The organism is Acinetobacter sp. ANC 4218, assembly GCF_002135245.1.
Lineage (GTDB): Bacteria > Pseudomonadota > Gammaproteobacteria > Pseudomonadales > Moraxellaceae > Acinetobacter.
This window is the reverse complement of record NZ_NEGD01000015.1, coordinates 13,313-34,593: the sequence shown is the minus strand read 5'-3', so window position 1 is coordinate 34,593 and position 21,281 is coordinate 13,313. Positions and strand designations below refer to the sequence as shown.

The 21,281-nt window shown below is 36.6% G+C and carries 22 protein-coding genes and 2 pseudogenes; 17 read left to right on the top strand and 7 right to left on the bottom strand.

The window, feature by feature from the left end; translation table 11 throughout:
• Positions 1 to 45: 45 nt before the first annotated feature.
• The 4 genes from B9T38_RS13985 to B9T38_RS13970 all read left to right on the top strand — a co-directional run bounded on the left by B9T38_RS13985 (position 46) and on the right by B9T38_RS13970 (position 4,379).
• Positions 46 to 2,070 carry an FAD-dependent oxidoreductase gene (locus tag B9T38_RS13985; RefSeq protein WP_086197379.1) on the top strand — a complete coding sequence of 675 codons (2,025 nt, stop codon included), beginning with the start codon at positions 46 to 48 and terminating at the stop codon, positions 2,068 to 2,070.
• 217 nt (positions 2,071 to 2,287) lie between these two features.
• Positions 2,288 to 2,698, top strand: coding sequence for a nuclear transport factor 2 family protein (locus B9T38_RS13980; RefSeq protein WP_086197378.1), 411 nt, complete (start codon positions 2,288 to 2,290; stop codon positions 2,696 to 2,698).
• Between the two features lie 83 nt (positions 2,699 to 2,781).
• Complete coding sequence (locus B9T38_RS13975) at positions 2,782 to 3,870, top strand: YheT family hydrolase (RefSeq protein ID WP_086197377.1); 1,089 nt, start codon at positions 2,782 to 2,784, stop codon at positions 3,868 to 3,870.
• 272 nt (positions 3,871 to 4,142) lie between these two features.
• A complete protein-coding gene (locus B9T38_RS13970) occupies positions 4,143 to 4,379 on the top strand; it encodes a hypothetical protein (RefSeq protein ID WP_502687120.1) in 237 nt (78 codons plus the stop codon).
• A gap of 1,061 nt (positions 4,380 to 5,440) precedes the next feature.
• Here B9T38_RS13970 and B9T38_RS13960 read toward each other — a convergent pair.
• Together B9T38_RS13960 and B9T38_RS13955 are read right to left on the bottom strand one after the other, a co-directional pair.
• On the bottom strand, positions 5,441 to 5,800 hold the full coding sequence (locus tag B9T38_RS13960) for a hypothetical protein (protein WP_086197376.1): 360 nt from the start codon (positions 5,798 to 5,800) through the stop codon (positions 5,441 to 5,443).
• A gap of 207 nt (positions 5,801 to 6,007) precedes the next feature.
• Positions 6,008 to 6,477, bottom strand: a pseudogene (locus B9T38_RS13955) (CinA family protein).
• Positions 6,478 to 6,728: 251 nt separating this feature from the next.
• Between B9T38_RS13955 and B9T38_RS13950 the strand changes: the two are divergent.
• From B9T38_RS13950 to B9T38_RS13940, 4 genes are all read left to right on the top strand, one after another.
• Positions 6,729 to 8,144 (top strand): iron-containing redox enzyme family protein, encoded by a 1,416-nt coding sequence (locus B9T38_RS13950; protein ID WP_086197374.1) that lies wholly within the window; start codon positions 6,729 to 6,731, stop codon positions 8,142 to 8,144.
• A 68-nt stretch (positions 8,145 to 8,212) separates the two neighbouring features.
• Positions 8,213 to 10,339: a catalase HPII gene (gene katE / locus B9T38_RS13945; protein WP_086197373.1), complete on the top strand. Its 2,127-nt coding sequence runs from the start codon at positions 8,213 to 8,215 to the stop codon at positions 10,337 to 10,339.
• Positions 10,340 to 11,034: 695 nt separating this feature from the next.
• Positions 11,035 to 11,175, top strand: coding sequence for a hypothetical protein (locus B9T38_RS16830; protein WP_171263249.1), 141 nt, complete (start codon positions 11,035 to 11,037; stop codon positions 11,173 to 11,175).
• A gap of 73 nt (positions 11,176 to 11,248) precedes the next feature.
• Positions 11,249 to 11,470: a hypothetical protein gene (locus B9T38_RS13940; protein WP_086197372.1), complete on the top strand. Its 222-nt coding sequence runs from the start codon at positions 11,249 to 11,251 to the stop codon at positions 11,468 to 11,470.
• 450 nt (positions 11,471 to 11,920) lie between these two features.
• On the opposite strand, the gene B9T38_RS13930 is transcribed toward B9T38_RS13940, so the two are convergent.
• The 4 genes from B9T38_RS13930 to B9T38_RS16825 form a co-directional block, all read right to left on the bottom strand.
• On the bottom strand, positions 11,921 to 12,154 hold the full coding sequence (locus B9T38_RS13930; RefSeq protein ID WP_086197370.1) for a DUF2171 domain-containing protein: 234 nt from the start codon (positions 12,152 to 12,154) through the stop codon (positions 11,921 to 11,923).
• Between the two features lie 327 nt (positions 12,155 to 12,481).
• Complete coding sequence (locus B9T38_RS13925; RefSeq protein ID WP_086197369.1) at positions 12,482 to 13,108, bottom strand: SOS response-associated peptidase; 627 nt, start codon at positions 13,106 to 13,108, stop codon at positions 12,482 to 12,484.
• Positions 13,109 to 13,312: 204 nt separating this feature from the next.
• Positions 13,313 to 13,561: a hypothetical protein gene (locus B9T38_RS13920; RefSeq protein ID WP_143222727.1), complete on the bottom strand. Its 249-nt coding sequence runs from the start codon at positions 13,559 to 13,561 to the stop codon at positions 13,313 to 13,315.
• A gap of 230 nt (positions 13,562 to 13,791) precedes the next feature.
• Positions 13,792 to 13,959 (bottom strand): hypothetical protein, encoded by a 168-nt coding sequence (locus B9T38_RS16825; protein ID WP_086197367.1) that lies wholly within the window; start codon positions 13,957 to 13,959, stop codon positions 13,792 to 13,794.
• A 253-nt stretch (positions 13,960 to 14,212) separates the two neighbouring features.
• Here B9T38_RS16825 and B9T38_RS16630 point away from each other — a divergent pair, with 253 nt between their 5' ends.
• The 3 genes from B9T38_RS16630 (at position 14,213) to B9T38_RS16820 (ending at position 15,356) form a co-directional block, all read left to right on the top strand.
• Positions 14,213 to 14,422 carry a hypothetical protein gene (locus B9T38_RS16630; RefSeq protein WP_143222725.1) on the top strand — a complete coding sequence of 70 codons (210 nt, stop codon included), beginning with the start codon at positions 14,213 to 14,215 and terminating at the stop codon, positions 14,420 to 14,422.
• 133 nt (positions 14,423 to 14,555) lie between these two features.
• Positions 14,556 to 14,681, top strand: a complete 126-nt coding sequence (locus B9T38_RS17050; protein WP_240921614.1) for a hypothetical protein — start codon at positions 14,556 to 14,558, stop codon at positions 14,679 to 14,681.
• A gap of 510 nt (positions 14,682 to 15,191) precedes the next feature.
• Positions 15,192 to 15,356 carry a hypothetical protein gene (locus B9T38_RS16820; protein ID WP_171263248.1) on the top strand — a complete coding sequence of 55 codons (165 nt, stop codon included), beginning with the start codon at positions 15,192 to 15,194 and terminating at the stop codon, positions 15,354 to 15,356.
• A 99-nt stretch (positions 15,357 to 15,455) separates the two neighbouring features.
• Here the strand turns inward: B9T38_RS16820 and B9T38_RS13910 are convergent, their stop codons facing one another.
• Positions 15,456 to 15,896, bottom strand: coding sequence for an META domain-containing protein (locus B9T38_RS13910; protein ID WP_086197366.1), 441 nt, complete (start codon positions 15,894 to 15,896; stop codon positions 15,456 to 15,458).
• Positions 15,897 to 16,291: 395 nt separating this feature from the next.
• Here B9T38_RS13910 and B9T38_RS13905 point away from each other — a divergent pair, with 395 nt between their 5' ends.
• The 6 genes and pseudogenes from B9T38_RS13905 (at position 16,292) to B9T38_RS13880 (ending at position 21,210) form a co-directional block, all read left to right on the top strand.
• Positions 16,292 to 16,525, top strand: coding sequence for a hypothetical protein (locus B9T38_RS13905; protein WP_086197365.1), 234 nt, complete (start codon positions 16,292 to 16,294; stop codon positions 16,523 to 16,525).
• Between the two features lie 810 nt (positions 16,526 to 17,335).
• On the top strand, positions 17,336 to 17,584 hold the full coding sequence (locus tag B9T38_RS13900; protein ID WP_086197364.1) for a hypothetical protein: 249 nt from the start codon (positions 17,336 to 17,338) through the stop codon (positions 17,582 to 17,584).
• A gap of 597 nt (positions 17,585 to 18,181) precedes the next feature.
• On the top strand, positions 18,182 to 18,406 hold the full coding sequence (locus B9T38_RS13890; RefSeq protein ID WP_086197362.1) for a hypothetical protein: 225 nt from the start codon (positions 18,182 to 18,184) through the stop codon (positions 18,404 to 18,406).
• Positions 18,407 to 18,852: 446 nt separating this feature from the next.
• Positions 18,853 to 18,966, top strand: a pseudogene (locus B9T38_RS17240) (putative metallopeptidase); the annotation flags it as partial.
• Between the two features lie 352 nt (positions 18,967 to 19,318).
• Positions 19,319 to 20,476 (top strand): MFS transporter, encoded by a 1,158-nt coding sequence (locus B9T38_RS13885; RefSeq protein ID WP_086197361.1) that lies wholly within the window; start codon positions 19,319 to 19,321, stop codon positions 20,474 to 20,476.
• A 254-nt stretch (positions 20,477 to 20,730) separates the two neighbouring features.
• Positions 20,731 to 21,210 (top strand): hypothetical protein, encoded by a 480-nt coding sequence (locus B9T38_RS13880; protein ID WP_086197360.1) that lies wholly within the window; start codon positions 20,731 to 20,733, stop codon positions 21,208 to 21,210.
• Positions 21,211 to 21,281: the final 71 nt, after the last annotated feature.

Genomic DNA, 21,281 nt, shown 5'->3' with positions numbered 1-21,281 from the left:
ATTAAAAGATATTCGCCAGCTGAGAAAGCACGCCAAGGAGATTGTATGTCTAATTACCCGCATTTATTAGCGCCTTTAGATTTAGGCTTTACCACACTTAAAAACCGAGTTTTGATGGGGTCCATGCATGTCGGTTTGGAAGAGGCTCCACGGGGTTATGAGCGTATGGCGGCATTTTATGCAGAACGTGCGCAAGGTGGTGTAGGGTTGATTGTGACGGGCGGGATTGCACCGAATGATGCAGGGCTGACCTTTGCGGGTGGAGCAAAATTAGACTCTCGGGAAGAAGCGGAAAAACATAAAGTGATTACCCGGACGGTGCATGATGCCGGTGGTAAAATTGCCATGCAAATTTTACATACCGGGCGTTATTCCTATCAGGCTGATCTGGTTGCACCATCTGCTATTCAGGCACCGATCAACCCGACCAAACCGCATGCCTTAACCAGTGCCGAAGTACAACAAACCATTGCTGACTTTGCCTACTGTGCAAAACTGGCGCAGTACGCAGGATATGACGGTGTAGAAATCATGGGGTCGGAAGGTTATCTGATTAATGAATTTATTGCTGCACGCACCAACCATCGTGATGATGAATGGGGTGGCAGCTATGAAAACCGGATTCGTTTCCCGATTGAAATCGTTAAACGTACCCGTGAAGCGGTAGGCGAAAACTTTATTATTATTTACCGCTTATCCATGCTGGATCTGGTGGAAGGCGGTTCGACTTTTGAAGAGGTGGTACAACTGGCCAAAGAGATTGAAAAAGCCGGTGCCACCATTATTAATACCGGAATTGGCTGGCATGAGGCGCGTATTCCAACCATTGCTACCAAAGTACCGCGTGCAGCATTTACCTGGGTCACTCAAAAGCTGAAAGGTTTGGTCAAAGTTCCTCTTATTACGTCCAACCGTATCAATACCCCGGAAATGGCAGAACATGTATTGGCTTCAGGACATGCCGATATGATTTCCATGGCACGTCCAATGCTTGCCGATGCATTCTTTGTACAAAAAGCCGAGCAAGGTCGCAGTGATGAAATCAATACCTGTATCGGTTGTAACCAGGCCTGTCTGGATCATATTTTCTCGATGAAAATTGCTTCCTGTCTGGTCAATCCACGTGCCTGCTATGAAACGGAATTGATTTTTAAAGAAACGGCACAGACGAAAAAGATTGCGGTGATTGGTGCGGGACCGGCAGGTTTAAGTTTCGCCACCTATGCCGCTGAGCGTGGACATCAAATTACTGTTTTCGAGGCAGCTAACCAGATTGGCGGTCAGTTCAATATTGCCAAGACTATACCGGGTAAAGAAGAATTTTATGAGACCTTGCGTTACTTCAAACGTAAAATTGAATTACAGCCCAATATTAAATTACTTCTAAATAATCCAGCGACCTATGAAGCTTTAAGTCAGTCTGACTTTGACGAGATTGTGGTAGCGACAGGTGTCACTCCGCGTCATTTAGAGATTGAAGGCATTGACCATCCGAAAGTACTTACTTATCTCGAAGTATTAAAAGAACGTAAGCCAGTTGGTCAACGTGTCGCGATTATTGGTGCGGGCGGTATCGGCTTTGATACTGCGGAATATTTAACCCATGAAGGCGATAGCGCCAGCCTGAATCCGGAAAAATTCTACGATGAATGGGGCATTGACACGGCTTATGAAAATGTCGGTGGTCTAAAAGCAGCACAAGTAGAACAGTCCAATCGTGAAATTTACTTATTGCAACGCAAGGCAAGTTCAGTGGGTGCGGGTCTGGGTAAAACCACCGGCTGGATTCACCGTACCGGCTTGAAACACCGTGCAGTAAAAATGCTGGCAGGAGTCAGCTATGAAAAGATTGATGATCAGGGCTTGCATATTGTAGTGAATGGTCAGCCGACCGTTTTAGAAGTCGATAATATCGTGATTTGTGCCGGTCAGGAACCTTTCACCGCGATGTTCGATCAACTGAAGGCGGATGGTAAAAATGTGCATTTGATTGGTGGAGCCAAAGAAGCGGGTGAACTGGATGCCAAGCGTGCGATTCGTCAAGGGGCTGATTTGGCCGCCGTGATTTAAAAATATTAAAACCTACTTTTACAATTTTTGTTTACAAATCAGGATTTCTGGTGAAGTAGACAAATAGATATGTAATTTTTCCCTCTCCTTTATTAAAGGAGAGGGTTAGGGAGAGGATTTAATTATTTAATATTAAATAGATGAATCTCCCTAAATCTCCCTTTTTCAAAGGGGGACTCTTTTTATTTAAAATATAAAACAAAAAAAGGAAGCTAAAATGACAATCGAAACCACAAAACAGGCAATTGCGCGCTGGCATGAAATGCTGCAAACAGGTGACATGTCTATTCTGAATGAATTACTGGCTGAAGATGTAGTATTTCGTTCACCTGTAGCATACAACCCTTATCCGGGCAAACAGGTAGTATTTTTTATTCTGAGTAATGTGATCCAGATCTTTGAAAACTTTACTTACCACCGTGAATTCTATACCGAAGATGGAATGAATGTGGTGCTGGAGTTTTCCGCCCATGTGGGTGAAAAAAAACTTAAAGGCATTGACATGATTCAGTTTAATGAACAAGGTCAAATTATTGATTTTGAAGTAATGCTGCGTCCGAAGAGTGGTCTGGAAGCATTGGCGGTACAGATGGGGCAGCGTATGGCTGCTTTTATGCCTAAAGCATAAAGCGTATAGTAAAAGTATGAACTGTTAATGGAATGACATGTACTAAGTATTTTGCGTTACATCATTTTTGAGGTAAACCGAATATGAAGTTTGTGGTCAATACAATCGGTCAGTTGGTGCAAGAAATTGTCGATCAGATTACGGGTGCGGCATTGCCTACCCTGTACTATGATCCACAAGGTGAAGCAGGGCAAGTGCTTGAAGTTTTGCCCCAACTTAAACAGAAATACCGTCCAACGCCGTGGCTGTCAAATACACATCTGCATTTGATCTATTTTGATTTAATCAAAAAAAAAGCGGTGCAACTCCAATATGATGTTATTGAACAGCTAAACATGTCTGATGGTGGAATTACGGCTATTGCCTGGTATGGACTTCATGTTGCTGAAGATACCCCAACCATTGTGTTGATGCCTACCTTGATGGGTACACCGGAAAGTATGGCTGAGCTGGTTCGTGACTTGCATCGACATACCGGATGGCGTGTAGCCTTATGTTTGCGCCGTGGCCATGCCAATTTACCTTTGCCTGTTCCAAAAATTTCCATGTTCGGTTCGACTGATGATTTACGTGAACAGATTCAATATATTGAAAGCAAATTTCCAGATTCGAGTCTCTATGCGGTTGGTTCATCTGCGGGCACAGGACTATTGGTCCGCTATTTAGGAGAACAAGGCGAGCAAACACCGTTTAAGGCAGCATTTGCATTGTGTCCCGGGTATGATACTGAACTGGGTTTTCAAAATGTACATCCTTTCTATAGTAAAGTAATGACGAAAAAGCTATTTGAATCCTTTATTCATCCTTATAGTGAAACATGGCAACAAACCACCTCCTTGCCCAAAGTGCTTGCTGCCAGGAATTTATTGGAGTTTCAATCTTATTATTTTGAACTGGCAGGCTATAGCAGCTTTGAAGACTATAATCAGGCCACCAATCCGATTCATGTATTTGAAAATGTCAAAATTCCGTTGATGATTTTAAATGCGGAAGATGATCCTGTGTGTCATATCCGGAATCTGGAGCCTTATAAGGAAACCCTTCAGAAGATGCCAAATATTGTGGTTGTGACCACTAAAAAGGGCAGCCACTGTATTTTTTATGAGGGCCTTAAACAGCCTGAATCTTGGGCAGCACGTTTGATTGCAGATTATTTGCGAGTATACCAGTAAAGTAATTTTCTGCATGTCTCGACATGTAAGGATCGATAGGGTAAAAAACCTGAAATCTTTGAATACAATTGTAATTTGTAACACTGATATATTAATGAGACTTAAATCAGTATTTCTGTTATAATAGCTTCAACAATAAAACTGACATGAAAATGTTCTCATTCAAAATTGGTATACGAGAAATCTCCTCTCATTCGAGTGATCCCAAGTTAAGGTTGTTATTTTGAAATGCCAATGGTGGCTTTTCTATCTGTATTACAAAATTGGTGTAAATGTTGAATAAAACTGAAAATTTAGTTGCAAAATCGGTAAATGGTCGTGAAATTGTTGTGTCGTTAATCCCTTTTAAAAAAATGCAAAATACCCGTGATGGGTTTAAATGGGTTGAAGTAGGCAAAAAAGTCTTGCTTGAATCCGGTATTGAAATTGATTTGAATCTTGATGGTCGCAGTTTCTATACGGGTGTAAATGAAATGTTCCGGCTTAATGCACATGTAAATGCGGTGTAAGGGATAAGGGTTAGGGCAATACGAAAACCGTCTTTAAGGCGGTTTTTTAATGCCTGAAAATTTTACTTGAGCTTGCCTGTTGAACAAGTCAGGAAATATTTTCTTGATGGATCTCTAGACAGCAGTCAGTGAAGAAGAGAGCAAGTCTACAAGTTGTAAAAAAATTTGAATCTGAGTCCATGAAACCCCCTAAAAATAGGTAGTAAAAATTAACAGGAAAGTTCAATCATATGTTATGACCTGAATATTTAAATGTAAGGGAAAAGTTAAAGACTTAAGATTTAAGTTATTGAAAAATAAATAAACATTAAAATAAAGGAAATGTTTTAAAAACAAGCGACATATTTTGCAATGAATTGTTGTATTTGTAATGAGAGAAAGTGTAGATTTTAAAATGTGATATTTATATGTTTAGTATTTTTTGATACATTTATGTCAATAATTGTTATTGTCTGACAAAAAATATCTGTGTATAAAGAGAGTTCCACGATAAGGAAGTGAGAGTGGGTTATGAAAACAATAGAACTCCTTGTAACTTCATCATCTGCACTGATGCTGATGTTTGTGATTTATGCATTTGGGCAAATGTTTAATTAATCAGAAAAAGATATTTCATAAAAAAGCACCCGAGGGTGCTTTTTTCGTGAGTGGGATTTTAAATGAAAATTTTCATTTCTTTATATTCTGTCCCATGCATCTTTTACAGCATGTTTCGCTTGTTGCCACTTTAAGCGAGAGTTCGCCTTAAACTGTTCCCATTTGCTTTCAAGATCATTTTCCGAGTCTTCAAAACGGGTATTTTCGCCGTATTCAGAACGTGAATTTCTTCCAAATTCGTAAGCAGAGGATAAATCCTTGTCATAATCAATATCGGAAATATCACGCTGTAAATCTTGATAATAAGGTCGACTGGTATAATTTTCACGCCAATACCGATCAGACTCATTATTTGACGTTGGGATCAGTCATTTTGTGTAGCTCCTAATTTTCGGAATCAATAGAATAGCCAAGGAATGAAATACAATTTCACATTCTAAAATGTTGAATGTTCAATCAACGCATTATTGCTGTTGATTATTTTGGTCATTCTGATTTTGTCGAAAATCTTGCTGTTGACCAGTTTGCTGACGTTGCTGATCATTTTGCTGCTGTTGTTGCGGGTTACCTTGTTGCTGATCATTTTGCTGCTGTTGTTGCGGGTTACCTTGTTGCTGACCAGTTTGCTGGCGCTGTGGGTCATTTTGCTGTTGCTGACCATTTTGTTGCTGCTGTTGAGGCATATTGCCTTGCTGCTGACCTGGCTGTTGATGTTGCTGATCATTTTGTTGCTGTTGGCCAGGCTGTTGACGTTGTTGGTCGTTCTGTTGCTGCTGTTGGCGTTGTTGATCATTTTGTTGTTGGGGTTGATTTGGATTAGTCATCTCTACACCTCATATATATTTTTTTAATAAAATCTGTTTAACCAGATACAATTATTATTAGCATGAATATTTAATTAAAAAATAAAATGGATGTTACATAATGTTTTAAATGTAATTATAATAATTAAATCATATATTATATCTATGAAATATATCAGTTATTAGGTGTATTAGTATTTACAAATTTAAATTTTAATTATTATTTTCTTAAATTTTTTTAATAATTTTAATGAGGCTTTTACATATATGTTGAATCAGCTTATTTAATTTTTCTGTTTTCTTTCCTTTACACAAACATCGGTAATTATATATTTTGTTTTTGTATAAAATTGAATAAAAAAAGTTCCCACAGGTTTTTCTGAAGTTTCAGAACCGCCAGGTTTGAGTAATCCTGTACATCCTACATAAATATCTGAGGTAAACATATTCTTTGCTTTTTTTACCAATTCTTCAGTAATTTCAATAGATTCAGGTGTATATTTTGCTATCAGTTTTGGAGAGATTTTCAGTATTTTTTCTTTAACATTCAGATCATAACACACTAAACCTCCAATTAAAATTTTGCCAGAGAATGGAGTCAGGGAAAATCGGTAAGCTAAATAACCTGAGGAAGCACTTTCAATGAAAGTCACCTTTAACTTTTTTTTAGCCAATAATTCACAACATTGAGTCATCATATTTTTTTCGCTTTATTTTAATTTCCTCTTCATATTCTAAAAAATATATAAAATATAAACAATAAAATATTTTTTTAAAAGGTGATTGGTTTATCATTTTTACGAGCATGAATATTTTAAATATTTGATATATAAAACCTGATTATTTTTTGATTCAACATAAATTAAACGAATAATAACAATTATAGGCTTTTTTCATTAAACCTAAGTGAATTAAGTTTATATGCTAATTACCGCTTGGAGAATAAAAAATGCCAGTAGCAGTAAAAAAGAAATTACTAGAATTGGTTGATAAAAATCATCAAAATTATTTTGATTTGGTTACTTTTTTTCTCAATGGTGAGGTTTCTATTCAAGAAAAGGAAAGAAAAGCTTCATATTTTTTAAAAAAAGAAATCCAAAGCTTAACTTATAACTCCATCGATTTTCCCCCTGATATCAGTAAAATCCAGGACTGGATTCTAGAAAATAATAAGTTTCAATGCGCTGAATATCAGGCCTATTTAGAAAAAAGAAATAGGGGGGCAGGGCGAGAATATTTTAAAAATGTGGGTCAGGCATTCGAATTTCTGATTAAGGTTGCGCCGGTAAAGCGGGTAGACGGTTCATGGTTGTTTAGTATTGTCCATTACTGGAATGATCCGGTTTTTAGAGACTTAATCCAGATTTATCTGGAAGAACTCGGTTTGGGACTCGCCACATCTAATCATGTATGCCTATTTGATGATCTTATCTTAAATTTGGGGCTGGAACATTTTGTACTGGATCTGGAAGATGAATATTATCATCAACCTGCCATTCAACTCGCGCTGGCTTATGCACCCCCCGAGTTCATTCCGGAAATCATCGGTTTTAATCTGGCCTATGAGCAACTTCCGTTACATCTGCTGATCACCAACTATGAGCTACAAGAATTAGGAATAGATTCAAAATATTTCAATCTGCATATCACCATCGACAATATTGATAATGGTCATGCACATTTATCCATTAAAGCTTTTGAAAAAATATATAGTAAATTCAATGATAAAAAGTCTTTTATAGAGAAAATGAAGATTGGCTTCGCTTTGAACGATAAAGGCTTGTCCTCTAGGCAAATTATTAAAAATCTAAATTTAGACACCTTGGTGATTAAAATTTTAAAACGAAAAGCCTTGATCGGTAATGTCATTCATAATGACAAATGCAAGTTTAATAACAAAACGATTAATTCGTGGCTTGCATCGCCAGACTCGGTAGAAGAATTTGTTGAGGTACTCATTGATAAAAAATGGATCAAGCTGGGTTACGATCCTGAAGAAAGCCGCTTCTGGAAGCTGATTAATCAGGAAGAAGGGAAAATGTTTGGCGTATTTACTGCTACTGAAAAGCAGATCATTTATGACTGGATTGCAGGTGAATCTGCTCAAGATGCTGATTTGAACGCTCGAAGAATCAAATTGGAACATAAAGATAAAAATAATTATATGTTCAGTTTTTTATCCGATGGGGAGCTTGAAGATATTCAGCATCAGATTTATGAAACTGGCAACCTTGCTATGAAGATCAATAAACTGCTGCCTTATTTAGCTCCTCATGCCCATCATCGTGAAACAGGACTCTGGTGTACCCAACGTTTGGTTGACTTCCTGTTTCCCTTTTTAAGCAATCAGAAATTCACCAATTGATGTCAGCCATAACATCCACGCATTCACGTTATCGAACCCATGTTTATATAATAGAAAAGAGGCGCAAGATGAATCATAAAGCCAAGCAAAGTGAAGTAGCAGGCACTTGTACTTTAGACAAAAAAAATGAAAGTGCAAAAACACAGCAGTTAGATGCTTCACGCAGTGATGCTACAGATCATGCACTGACCACCAATCAAGGCGTAAAAATCGCAGATAATCAAAACAGTTTAAAGGCAGGTGTAAGAGGTTCGACCTTACTGGAAGATTTTATCCTAAGGGAAAAAATCACCCATTTTGATCATGAGCGCATTCCTGAGCGGATTGTGCATGCACGTGGTGTAGGGGCACATGGATATTTCCAGGCTTATCCGGGTAATGAAAAATATACCAAAGCGGGCTTTTTAACAGACTCCGGCATACAGACGCCCATTTTTGTGCGTTTTTCTACGGTACAAGGACCCCGCGGTTCTGCCGATACCGTACGAGATATTCGCGGTTTTGCCATCAAGTTTTACACTCAGGAAGGCAATTACGATTTGGTCGGCAATAATGTTCCGGTTTTCTTTGTGCAGGATGGCATTAAGTTTCCGGATTTTGTACATGCCGTAAAGCCTGAACCACATACGGAAATACCAACCGGAGGATCAGCCCATGATACTTTCTGGGATTTTGTCTCCCTGGTACCGGAGTCTGCTCATACCGTGATGTGGGCAATGTCGGATCGTGCCATTCCCCGTAATTTACGCTCGATTCAAGGTTTTGGCGTCCATACCTTCCGTATGATCAATGCCGACGGCAAAGCCATATTTGTCAAATTTCACTGGACACCGAAACAAGGGTTGAGCCAGCTGGTTTGGGATGAAGCGCAAAAGTTGTCAGGTAAAGACCCGGATTTTCACCGTCGGGATTTATATGAAGCGATTGAGTCGGGGAATTATCCGGAGTGGGAGCTTGGTATTCAGATTGTCGCTGAAGAAGATGAAATGAAGTTTGATTTCGATTTACTCGATCCGACAAAAATCATTCCCGAGGAATTGGTTCCGGTCACGCCAATTGGCAAGTTTGTTCTTAATCGGAATGTTGATAATTTCTTTGCAGAAATTGAACAGGTGGCATTTTGCCCGGCCCATATTGTACCGGGTATAGATTTCACCAATGATCCTCTGTTACAGGCACGTTTATTTTCTTATACCGACACTCAATTGAGCCGCTTGGGTGGCCCAAACTTTCATCAGTTGCCCATTAATAAACCGGTTTGTCCTTTTCACAACAACCAGCGTGATGCCATGCATCAAACTTTTATTCATCGTGGTCAGGCATCGTATCAACCGAATTCGATTGATAACAACTGGCCAGTCGAAACACCATTCGCTGCACAGGATGGCGGTTTTGAGAGTTATCAGGAAAAAATTGATGGTAAAAAAATCCGCCAGCGCAGTGAGTCTTTTTCAGACCATTTCTCGCAGGCTCGACTGTATTACCAGAGCTTGGCACCGCATGAACAGAAGCACGTAGTAGATGCCTATACTTTTGAATTGAGTAAAGTGCAGCATCCACATATCCGCCAACGTGAAGTGCAAGAAGTATTGGCCAATATAGATCTGGATCTGGCCCAACAGGTCGGTAAAAATTTGGGTATAGAGGTCACAGCCCCCCAAAATCCGGCCAAATCTTCCTCGGTAGAAAAATCGGCGCGTCTTTCTATGACGGCATTTGTTCCTGAAGATATCAAAGCTAAAAAAATAGCCGTGCTGGTACATGATGGGGTGAGCCAAGAGAATATCGATGCGATTCAGCAATGGGCTATGGCTGAAAAAGCAGTTGCTCATATATTGACGCCAACGCCGGGCCCTGTGATGAATCAACAGCAGTCTGCAGTTGCATCGGATGGTATGCAAAAAGCAGAGCCTTCGATTGCTTATGATGCTGTGGTGATTGTGGATGGTGATAATTACCAGCAAGTGTTAAAAGACGGCGTGACAAAACATTATCTTTTGGAAGCCTACAAGCACCTAAAGCCGATTGTATTGTTAGGAGATAAGCAAGAACTTTTGCATGAGCTTAAATTGCCCCATGATGATGGAACGCTAAGAACAGATAATTTTTCCTCTGTACAGGAACAGTTTAAAACCCTGATTCGTTATCATCGGGTCTGGTCACGCGAAGCGATTGCCAATGCTGTTCCAGCTTAAATTGCGATATTTTCGCGACTATTTCTCATAAAACACCCATCTTCATGATGGGTGTTTTTCGAATGAATAATGTTAATTTTCTAAAATGCACTTGCAAGTTGGTGTAGCTATTGTTGAGTTGCACATACGATTTGAGGCTAAGCACTTAAATTATCGTTCGATTTAAATTTCGATAGCTTATTGATGAGTTGAATCAGAAGACTGACTTTTAATATATTAGACTTCTTTCATAAGTCTTTTTTACTTCTATCTATGAGATAAAAAATAAAGAAGCTATCAAGAATTATGAAGAAGTATATTGTATTAAAAATCATAAGCTTTACTTTGGAGCCATTTGATAAATATAGGAGATTTATTTATATGTATTATTTATGTATTCATGTTATTTTAAATTTTGTGAAATAAGTATTATTTTAAGATGATGATAAATTATCATAATTAATATATGTATAAGAATTATCATTATTTTTTTATTTAAAAAATTCTATTAATAATTTATTTATTTGCTGTGTTTAATATTGTTTCAGTAAGAATATTGAGTTCTACAGTTATATTTTTATTGCAATATTATATTTTGATACATCATGATTGTTTTTATTCGGTTAACTTGAGTATATGCTTAATATTGTCATTAATAATCAGGCTATTGATTATCATTAAGTAATGGTAATAAAAATAGCATAAGGAATAGTGTTATGTCTAAGTCTCAACCTCAAAATCAAATAGATATGAATCAAAGGAATCAACCGATTAAACAGCCACATCATTTGCCACAGCAAGACCATAAACATAATCAGCAAAAAGAGTCTGGTAAACAGTCTCAAAATGAAAAATAAAGCAGGATTGAATAGGGTGGTCAGTAGGAAGTTTGAAGGGGGAAAGCCCCTTTAAGCAGGACAGGAGTTAAGTATGAATATCAGACCTGTAAAAGCCCATAAAATGAATGAGGATTTTGATACAACACCCACCGTAATTTATACCGGTGAATATGATGAAGAAAATCATTTGCTTAATGTATATGACTCATCACAAGAACAATTAACAAAGATTATGGGCACTAATCAATGGATTTTGAACTCTACGGGAGAGGTATTCTTTATTGAAGAGGATGTACCTTATTTTGCTAATTAACAAGGTCAGGTAAAATGAATAATACAGTAATCACATATCCACAGAAACTCGTTACATTTTATAAACTTGATAGCCCGGACATTCAGCGAGGCGTATGGGCGAATTACGACAAAAATGGAAACTTTCTAAATCTGACCAATTATTATGGTCATAGATTAGACTTGATTGGGCCGGATCGGGTACGTATAGAGGGGGAGGTTTGGGTATGTAAAGAGAATTTCAAATAAATAGAGGTTTATGCTTTGATAAAATCTGCATTTAAAGATAAAAATATAGAAAGATGAATTTAATTAAAGTAAAGTCATCAGAAAAAAATTAAAATAAAAAGTCTTTAATATTTCAAGCTTTGATATAATGTGAATGAAATTTTCAGCTCAGGTATTTTAAGGCTATTAAGCTTAAATAAGCCCTCCAAGCGAAGAAAGGGCTTATATCAATGTTGTAATATGCTTAAGCAGCCACCCAATGACTTTTGACTTCTTCAGCATCTACATTAAGCATTACTTGATTTTCTTTAATTTCACTCACCCATGAAAGTGGAATAAGGTGATGACTACCTTCTTCATTTCTTGTTAGCTTGATTTGATCTGTGCCTTGAAGGTGATCTACAGTTCCTACTGTTTGACCATCTGAAGCAATTACCTCTGCATGTTTGCTAATGTCATTTGCATTGATCGTAGCCATTTCATAGCTCTCCTGATAGTGCTCATTTTGTATCCTCTAATTTAAGACATTCTCCGATATTGCGCGCCATATATATGCAAAAGGGAACAAATCTTTAAGCAACTTTACCTTAGTGCATAAATATCATGCTTTAGAAAGTAAATTTTGCATCTAATTAAAATGTGTAGCTCAATTTAATATTTAATAATCTATGTTCTTTATAATTTTAAGTTTATAGAAATGACGATCAAGAAAAAATTAAATCGAATAGCTTGGATTTTTATCATCTTTGATTAGCATTTAAAATGACTGCAAGGATGAGTGACAGATAAATAGTGGATATTAACGTCATGTCGTTGCTGCACGATTTTTGGGAACAGCAAGATATTCATCCTGCATTTCGAAGAAGAACTGGTTTGCTTCATCATATTTGCAATTTAACCAGTCCATTCTCGCATTTTCAGGAATAACAATGACCGAACGCTTTTCATCTTTTGGCGTGTGAAATTGCCGCATAAAGGGATGATGGTCAGCATTGATGGTGAGCAGGCTCATGGAACGAACATGCTTGTTTTCAATCACGGCATTTTCATAAATGGCAGCGAGGGTAAAAGGGAGTTCATCTTTTCGAAAAATGGTATACCAGTGCGGTTTGCCATCTATATATTTGGGTTCATAGATGGCTTCGACAGGTACTAGGGCAAACTGATTTTTATGCCAGGCGTGGCGAAAACTGGGCTTATTAGACACGGTTTCAGTTCTGGCATTATAGGTGTGACGACCATATTTTAATTCTTTTGCCCAAGAAGGAATCAGACCAAAATTGGCAAGGTCCCATTCTGGTTGGTCTGCACCATGGATTAAAATCGGGGCATCATATAAGGGATAAATATGATCAGGATATTGGAACTGTGGTTCGGAAAGATCGAGCAGAAATGCTCTATTTCTTTTAATTGCTTCAAAATTTGCGCACATGGAACAATCCCTAATTTTTTATTTATCCTCAATTACAGCAAAAAAAGTAGGCTGGCATCATGAATCTTACAAATTTAGCACTATTCGTACTCAAACCAATAATAAGCAGTTGATGGCGATTTTAGCTGCTGGGCTGTCTTGTAAGGCATACCCAGCTCACTAAATAAAATTGTCGGGCTAGTAATAGATTTGAGTTAAATTAAGTTAATCATATTCATATCTATACAAGTTTATTTCCTCCAGGATAAAAGACTCTCCGTAATGGGTAGTTAGAAAAACTTCTGCTTCAGTTTGGGTTATAAAAATTTTGGCTACATTTTTATCGGTCGTCCAGTACCATGGGCTGGCTAAGGCTAAATCCAGCTCGGACATTTGCCAATTATGGCAGTCATCAAATTGATCTCGATAAGCGAGAAAGCTTTGATTCTTTTTTATGCAATAGAGTGTCATCACTATTCACCCCTGTGACGGGTAAACTAAGATTTTAACGGTGTTGATTCATTTGAACCTTTAAAAATTGTGAATAATGTCAGCATATATTTTATAAGCTAATAATAATCATGCTGTTAGAGAGTTTTTGTAATTACACTATCCGATAAATGGTAAAATAGCTGGGTTATAGGCAGATCAATCAAATAAAGCCCTGATGAAAGAGCTTTATAGAATTGTAGAAAGAATAATCTTCAATGGTGTCTTTTTTTCTTGCCGCCACCATCCTGCTTATTGACGGTAGCCCAAGCAATCCGTTCAGCATCTTCCTCGGAAAGTCCACGTTCCTTCTCACTTTCCTCAATATGTTTGGCTTGCCGTTTCTGCTTCTCTGTATAAGATGATTTATCGCCTCTAGGCATGATGAGTTCCTCAAAAACCGTGTAATCGCATAGTATCTTGAATTTGCTGCCAAATATCATCGGTGAGAAGAGTACGTGCCATTGAAAAAATATAGAAATGAAAAGAGCTTAAAGGAGGATTTTAAGTATTTAAAACCAATTTTTCAAATGAGGACACGCCCTAGAAGCTTTAAAAAATAAATTTAGTGAGGCAAACATTTTAAGCTCTAATTTCTTATGATAGAGATCAAAATATACATGAAGATAAATCCTTATGATCAAAATTAGAAACCCTAATTCAGGCGAAGAGCGAATGATTAACAAGGTTTTAGGCGATGAAGTCACTCTGGCTCAAGCGCAAGATCATGCTGGTTATTATGATATGGATAATCATCAGTTTATTCCTAAGCTCAATGAAAATGATGAGGTGATAGGTTTCATTGAAACAGCAGAACATTCTGTCTTATGGAAAATTGTGACCTGAATTTTATGGTTTATAAAAGCTGTAAATAAAAAATTGAATAAATAAGCTGTTTTTACATTTATGCTGCAAAAACTGAACCGTGTAAGTGAGTATCTCTTCTATTCTTAATTTTTAAAAGATTTAAGGATCGACCATGAAAAAACTCGCATTTGTAGGATTGCTGATGATGCTGGGCCTAAGTGCATGTCAAAAACAGGATAGTGATACTTCGCAGCAAGATAAAACCACCACTCCTCATTCCATGGATAAAGATCAGTAAAATCAAAATTGCTAAATTATTTTATTATTTTGGTCTGAGTTTTTTATCTTACTGTTTGAAAGTGATGCTGTTTATACCCATATTATTAAGTAGAAATACTTTTCCTAAGCCGGTAGGTGAGGTGAAAAATATGCTTAATACATTTCGTAAACTGTTTTGTATTCATGTTTATGAGTTCAATTGGGATCATAAGCATGGGTACGTCCAGGAATGTCGCAAATGTGGTAAAAATGACTAAGCCATTTTATCGCTTAAATAAAACTATAACGACATTTCCGAAGGGCTTATTCTGCTTCAATTTTATTTGAAGGGGATGGGTTTGGTCTCAGATAAAAGGGTCACATAATAAAAATGTTAAGAGTGATAAAAAGGCTTTATTGCGGATCAATCATATAGATGCATCAAAATTACATTGAATGAAATTGATACAAAGTTAAGATTGGATAAAAAATATTAAATAGTAGATTAACTCATGTATAGATTCTAAATAGATAGAGGAAGGAAATTAAAATGGCTAATCAACAATCCCTACAAATGAGCCAACATAATCAAGAGCACGATCGTGATAAACATAAGCAGCAACAAGAGAATCAGCAAGGTCATCAGCAAAATCAGCAGTCCAATGTTCAACAACAGCCTAATCAACAAAACAATCCGCAAAAACAACATAAATAACATGTTGTGCTGTCTTTAAATTAGATGTGTTTTGGATGATTCAGGTGATATTACTGATCAATAAAAGCCCTCGAGTGAGGGCTAAATGATCTCTATGTTCTATTTAAGATTGTTAAATTTAAGCACCATGCGATGATTATTATCGAATAACTTTAATTCACTATCGGTGGCATCATAGCTGGCCACTTGGCTTAAGGCTTGGGAAAATTTTTGCGGTAAATCGGTGGAATTTAAACAGGCTTTTTCGGTAGTGACTAAATTGGAAAATTTAATCTGGGTGCCTTTTACTGCATAACCGCCCATAAATTGGTTACAGCCATCACTACCGCTGAGGTGGCTATGACCAAAGCTAAGTATTGGAACTGCAGATAAAGTAGGTGAGGCTTTATAACTCACCTGATTAATTTCGATCATCACCCAATTTTTGTTTTGCAATTTTGCTAAATTTTTTTCCGTAGAAGAGTTAAGCGTTGAGGGTATACAGCCGACTAACACCACAGAGGCAGCGATGCTACTTGCTATCATCATTTTATTTAACATTTGCTTTCTCCCATTGATTTCCCTTAAAGGCAATTGTGAGGCAAATAACACATAATAATTTTATAAAACTTTTCTCAATTCATTTGATTATTAACGAATAATCCACATAAATCGATCAAAAAATGAACATGGGTTGTGTCAAATGGGCAGCATCAATTTTTTTCTTATCATGATTATTTTATTTCAGTGCAATTGATCTTGATCTTGATCATGGACATATTAACGCTATGTTATACATGGTCTAAATGTAAGTCATGGACTGGATTGATAAAGAAGCTCATAGAAAAGTGGATTTTTTTCTTTTTGATAAAATTTCGATCAATTCATTTTATAGGTGATTCAGTTTGAAATTTTAGTATGTCAGAATGTATCCTCCAAACAGAGGGTAAATACAGATGTCTGATATAGAACTAAAAAAATTAGATGAATTGCTTGAAGCAGCTGCCAAAAAAGGAAAAAAAGTTGAGAAAATCTTGCTAGGATATAAAGCTTATGTTTGCTTAATGGGGGATACATCATTTCATGATGAGGTGATGAATTCAGCTATAAATCCGAACAAACGTAAATATAAAAAGCATAAAATTAAGGTTACCCAAGATGAGTACCAGTTTGAGTTAAAATATGTATAGCTCATAATTTTAGAAAACAGGCCTATAGAAATATGGGCTTTTTATTTCCTGAAAAAAGCAAGTCTTCATGCTAGTCGTCCGCTTAGATACCTCACATTAAGCAGGCTTTTTCATATTGTATAAATCATTAATTAAGACTTATTAATAATGTGATTTAATTATCATTATTTTATTTTTTGGTATGTTTTGCCACTGAAAAATATTTGAATAGTGTACAAAATAACCATCAGAAACTGCTGTAGTTTCTGAATGACCTCCCAAGGTCCTTAGTTTATAAGCCCACATCGTCTTTCCATGAGTGGGCTTTTTTTTGTATAGGGAAAAGCTGTATACCTTATTTAATTCCACTTCATACTGGTACTGTGTAGACATAGGTTGTGAGTGGTGTTTAGGGAATTCAGTTAAAAAAATGGTGGGATATGATTAAGAAAATTATTAAATCTATTTTTTGCAAGCATGGTTACAAACTGATTCGAACTATTCATGGTGATCAGATTAATCACTTAAATGCTCGTAGTGAGTGGCAATGTGACAAGTGTAAATGGATCACATATGGTCGATATTTAGATCGAATTAAATAAATCCTGTTTCACCATAATTAAAATATCCTAATGATACATCCATAGGCGATGGGACAATATTCAGGTCTAGTGGTTTGTAATTTAATGTCACGTGATAAATACGATAATTTGTTAAAGTTTCTTAAATGAATAAAAAGCTAAAGAATTAAATTTAAGAGCTCATCGAAAGGTGTGATTTTTATTTGTCACACTCATTTGCTATTCTTTAGAAAAATACCGAGCTGGTGTTATGAGTAGTGTATTAACTAAAGATGAATTACAGTTATTCTTGGCAATGGTGATGCGAGAGAATGAAGAATTAAAGGAAGAAAATCGAAAGTTATTGTTAATTGTTGCTGATTTTACTGAGCAAATAAAGAAAGCTACTTATATCACTGAAGAGTATCAGCGGATGTTTAATGAGATTACTGAAGCGCTTAGGACTCGTTATGCTGCAGAGTTTACAGTTGTTGAAGATATTCCAAAACACCTAAGTTAGTTCACATAGCAACCAAAGCTCTGGTATAGATCAGGCTTTTAGTGGATAAGTAACATAGAATTAACTTAATAATTCTACAACTCAACAATTTATCTATATTTTCTATACCTTGTGGTCAAATTTTCAGTGCTATTTTAATTTTGAAACCACAAGAAAATGAAGAAAATAACTGTAGCGCAGGCCCGCTTATTTGAAGGAGTAAGTGGGTTTTTAATTGTGAGGAGAAAAATCATGCTTAAGTTTCTGTATTGTTTACTTGGACTACATGGTGCGACAGAAATCGATTACACGATTGATGATGAAGAAATCCAGCTGTGTCGGGATTGTTTAAGGGAAAAATAGTTCTCCATTGCCGGATGGATGATGTATTCCGGAACATAAGACCCCGCTCAATATTGCATTATTGGTGGGGTTTTTCTTTTTTAAATTTATTATATTTTGTTACTTTTTAAATAACCTATTTAATTCATTAATTTAGTATTTTTAATTAATATAATTCTCTTAATTCAATAACTTAAGTTAATTTTTGGTATTGATTCTAGCTTGTTTGGTGGGCATTATTGCTTCGTTACTTTATAGAAATAACGGAGTTTTAAAATGAAAGTATCAACATTTACGACAACATTTGATGAGTTGTTAGGTCATTCATTCCGTAGGTTGAATGCACCAGAAGATGGCATTGTTAAGATAGAGGTGTGCGTATCTTCATTAGTCGGAAACGCTTTAAATAGATTTTTAGATTATTGCTCCAAGCATGGATATAAACACGGCGTTGAGGAGATCAAAGATAATTTGATTTTGCTTACTGTTCACTTGAAGTGATTGGATTGAACCAGAAACCCCTCTTGCTTTAGTAATGAGGAGGTTTCCTTTTCTTATTGGTAGTGCTTATGACAGACAAAGTACAAGCGAAACAAGACTTAGAATTTTGCAGTGCTGAGCTGTTTAAGTATCATAGTCTAAGTTGTTCAATGTTAGGTTAGAACATGCCATGCAGCTCTGATGCAGATTACGATTAATAAAATGACTATGTATAAAAGAAATCCACCAATTCCAGATGCTTGATCAAGTCTGTAGTGATAAGCAATAAAGAGCAGAAACAGAATCCCAAGGATATAAAGCATTGTGGTTCTTAATTTTTTAATAACTATTGGTAACATGATAAGTATTGAGGTGAGGAAATGCAAAAAGCTGTGTTTCCTATCAATTCCTATTCAGATGACTGAATATTTGAATGGCGGGCATGATTTCACTGTGGCGAAATTTGGTATTCATTTGCTTGGGCTTCATTGGTCGCCGTAGCAAAAAAAGCGTATGGTACTGGGTCTCAATGTGAAAAGGTCATGTTTAACCAAGGTGGATGGAAGAAAGTATGCCAGGAATAGCACTACAAACTCACTTCCATACCCATACTCACCATCAAAAAAACTATCCCAAACAGTTCAGCCTGATTCTCTCTAGATTTTTTATGTCAATTGAATATTTTTTAAAACAAACAGCTCAATAAAGAAAGTTTCTATAATATATATTTATATCCATTTTATAAATTTTTACTCTAAAATCAGTAAGGTTAGGGCTACTTAATAGGAGTCTACAAAAAAATGAAAAAATATTTATTTTAATTTTTGTAGACGGATTTGTAGACTATTGAAGTGCAATTAGTGGCAAAACCATGCAATGTGATGCAACTATTAAATGTTTTAAGTTATTGAAAATACAATGGAATGCAACTAAATGCTAAGCTTGCCAATCCAGCACAAACTGTCAGGATTCTACTTCTTCTACTATTCCATCGTTGGTACGTTCATGCCTTTTTGGAATTTGTATCTGGAAGATCAAGGCTTTAATTATCAAGAGATTGGACTTTTATCTTCAATTGCAATCATTACCCGCTTTTTCGCGCCGTTTATTTGGGGATGGATTGCCGATAAATCGGGAAAAAGAATGCTGTTGGTTCGTATAGCCACATGGATGGAATCCTGTATCTGGTTCATGATTTTTTTGATCCCAAATACCTTTCAGTCTGTTGCACTGCTTATGCTGATTTTCAGTTTTTTTCAGAATGCCATTTTAGCGCAGTTTGAAGGGGTTACGTTGTTCTGGTTGGGGGATAAGCGCAATCAGCTGTATGGGAAAATCAGAAAATGGGGCTCGGTGGGTTTTATTGTAGGCGTTTTTGGTATTGGTGCTTTACTTGAAATTGTCGCTATTTCCATGCTCCCGCTGATGTTGCTGTGTATCGCATTTTTGGCTTTTCTTTGGTCTTTTAGCATTAAAGAACCCAGCACAGCCCCACAATCACAACAACAATTAGAACCGTTGTTGCCGATATTAAAACGGCCTGTGGTGGCTGCTTTTTTTGCTATTGAATTTGTTTTGTTATTTTCCCATGCTCCATTTTATAGTTTCTATAGTAACTACTTGCATCAAGCTGGTTTTTCGACGACTGAAATTGGTTTGTTGTGGTCCGTCGGGGTGGTTGCAGAAATTATCATGTTTGCTTTTGCCCATATTTTCTTGACCCGGTTTTCGTGGCGCAGTCTTGTCAGTTGCTGTCTGGTCCTGACCGGTGTACGGTGGATTGTTGTGGGACTATTACCTCATCTCTTGGTGGCACAGTTTTTAGCCCAAAGTATTCATGCCTTTAGTTTTGGCCTGTTTCATATGATTGCCATGCGCATTATCTTTCAAAACTTTTCCGCAGGTCAGCAAGGCCGCGGTCAGGCCATGTACAGCACCATGTGGGGTTTAGGTGTCGCTTTAGGAAGTATTCTGGCTGGAAGATATTGGCAAGTCATCTCAGGAGAAATGGTGTTTGTTCTTGCTGGGCTTTCAACAGTTGTGGGTTTGCTATTTGTGCGCTGGCTACCGAAATATATTCAACATGGCTAAAAATTTTTTAAAAAGTCAGTATTTTACATTTATGGCCAAGATTGCCGCTGTGTGGTCTTTATTATACAGCTGCATCAGTACGAAAAATTCTTGTTTCAGTGTTGTGATAAAACTATTGATTCTTTCGGCTTGATAGACCAATTTTTTGTGCAAATTCAACCTGAAATTATATTGTTGTAATATGGTGATAAATACTGGTTTTTCATAAAAATATGCTAAGTTATAACAAAGGATTTTTAGCACTGAATTGATGTATGAAAAAAACATATTTTACAATTTTACTTACATTGTGCTCATCTGTTGCGATGGCAAATGACAATCAAGCTGTAGTCGCGACAGAAGAAAATGATCGAGCTGAAAATTCGAATACCATTCGTATTGTGACTCGTCCAGAAATTGTTGGCTTATGGGGGATGCAAGTTGCCAACAATAATAAATGCATTGAATATTATAATTTTAAATCGAATAACAATGTCATTATTAAAAGTGGTCAGGAGTGGTCATCTGGAATTTATGATTTTCAACCAGCTCAAGAGGAACGTTCCTTATTATCTGCACTGGTTTTACAAGTAAAGTATGACAATAATGAAAAGGATTGTTCAGGTCTTCAAGAAGACCAGACTGGTGAGATTTCCCAATACTTCGTGCAGTGGAAAAATGCATCAACAATAAATTTTTGTAGTAATGAAAAAGCTGAACAGTGTTTTGCCACCTTGCGCCGTGTTTTACCTTAATCATTGTTCATGATTTTATAAATATATCGTTATACAGATAAAAAAACCGCTCATAAAGAGCGGTTTTTTTA

Bases quoted from the DNA above. Each gene is read 5' to 3' on its own strand.
- B9T38_RS13985 (WP_086197379.1), top strand. From the start codon at position 46: ATGTCTAATTACCCGCATTTATTAGCGCCTTTAGATTTAGGCTTTACC.
- B9T38_RS13980 (WP_086197378.1), top strand. From the start codon at position 2,288: ATGACAATCGAAACCACAAAACAGGCAATTGCGCGCTGGCATGAAATG.
- B9T38_RS13975 (WP_086197377.1), top strand. From the start codon at position 2,782: ATGAAGTTTGTGGTCAATACAATCGGTCAGTTGGTGCAAGAAATTGTC.
- B9T38_RS13970 (WP_502687120.1), top strand. From the start codon at position 4,143: ATGTTGAATAAAACTGAAAATTTAGTTGCAAAATCGGTAAATGGTCGT.
- B9T38_RS13960 (WP_086197376.1), bottom strand. From the start codon at position 5,800: ATGACTAATCCAAATCAACCCCAACAACAAAATGATCAACAACGCCAA.
- B9T38_RS13950 (WP_086197374.1), top strand. From the start codon at position 6,729: ATGCCAGTAGCAGTAAAAAAGAAATTACTAGAATTGGTTGATAAAAAT.
- katE (WP_086197373.1), top strand. From the start codon at position 8,213: ATGAATCATAAAGCCAAGCAAAGTGAAGTAGCAGGCACTTGTACTTTA.
- B9T38_RS16830 (WP_171263249.1), top strand. From the start codon at position 11,035: ATGTCTAAGTCTCAACCTCAAAATCAAATAGATATGAATCAAAGGAAT.
- B9T38_RS13940 (WP_086197372.1), top strand. From the start codon at position 11,249: ATGAATATCAGACCTGTAAAAGCCCATAAAATGAATGAGGATTTTGAT.
- B9T38_RS13930 (WP_086197370.1), bottom strand. From the start codon at position 12,154: ATGGCTACGATCAATGCAAATGACATTAGCAAACATGCAGAGGTAATT.
- B9T38_RS13925 (WP_086197369.1), bottom strand. From the start codon at position 13,108: ATGTGCGCAAATTTTGAAGCAATTAAAAGAAATAGAGCATTTCTGCTC.
- B9T38_RS16825 (WP_086197367.1), bottom strand. From the start codon at position 13,959: ATGCCTAGAGGCGATAAATCATCTTATACAGAGAAGCAGAAACGGCAA.
- B9T38_RS16630 (WP_143222725.1), top strand. From the start codon at position 14,213: ATGATCAAAATTAGAAACCCTAATTCAGGCGAAGAGCGAATGATTAAC.
- B9T38_RS17050 (WP_240921614.1), top strand. From the start codon at position 14,556: ATGAAAAAACTCGCATTTGTAGGATTGCTGATGATGCTGGGCCTAAGT.
- B9T38_RS16820 (WP_171263248.1), top strand. From the start codon at position 15,192: ATGGCTAATCAACAATCCCTACAAATGAGCCAACATAATCAAGAGCAC.
- B9T38_RS13910 (WP_086197366.1), bottom strand. From the start codon at position 15,896: ATGTTAAATAAAATGATGATAGCAAGTAGCATCGCTGCCTCTGTGGTG.
- B9T38_RS13905 (WP_086197365.1), top strand. From the start codon at position 16,292: ATGTCTGATATAGAACTAAAAAAATTAGATGAATTGCTTGAAGCAGCT.
- B9T38_RS13900 (WP_086197364.1), top strand. From the start codon at position 17,336: ATGAGTAGTGTATTAACTAAAGATGAATTACAGTTATTCTTGGCAATG.
- B9T38_RS13890 (WP_086197362.1), top strand. From the start codon at position 18,182: ATGAAAGTATCAACATTTACGACAACATTTGATGAGTTGTTAGGTCAT.
- B9T38_RS13885 (WP_086197361.1), top strand. From the start codon at position 19,319: ATGCTAAGCTTGCCAATCCAGCACAAACTGTCAGGATTCTACTTCTTC.
- B9T38_RS13880 (WP_086197360.1), top strand. From the start codon at position 20,731: ATGAAAAAAACATATTTTACAATTTTACTTACATTGTGCTCATCTGTT.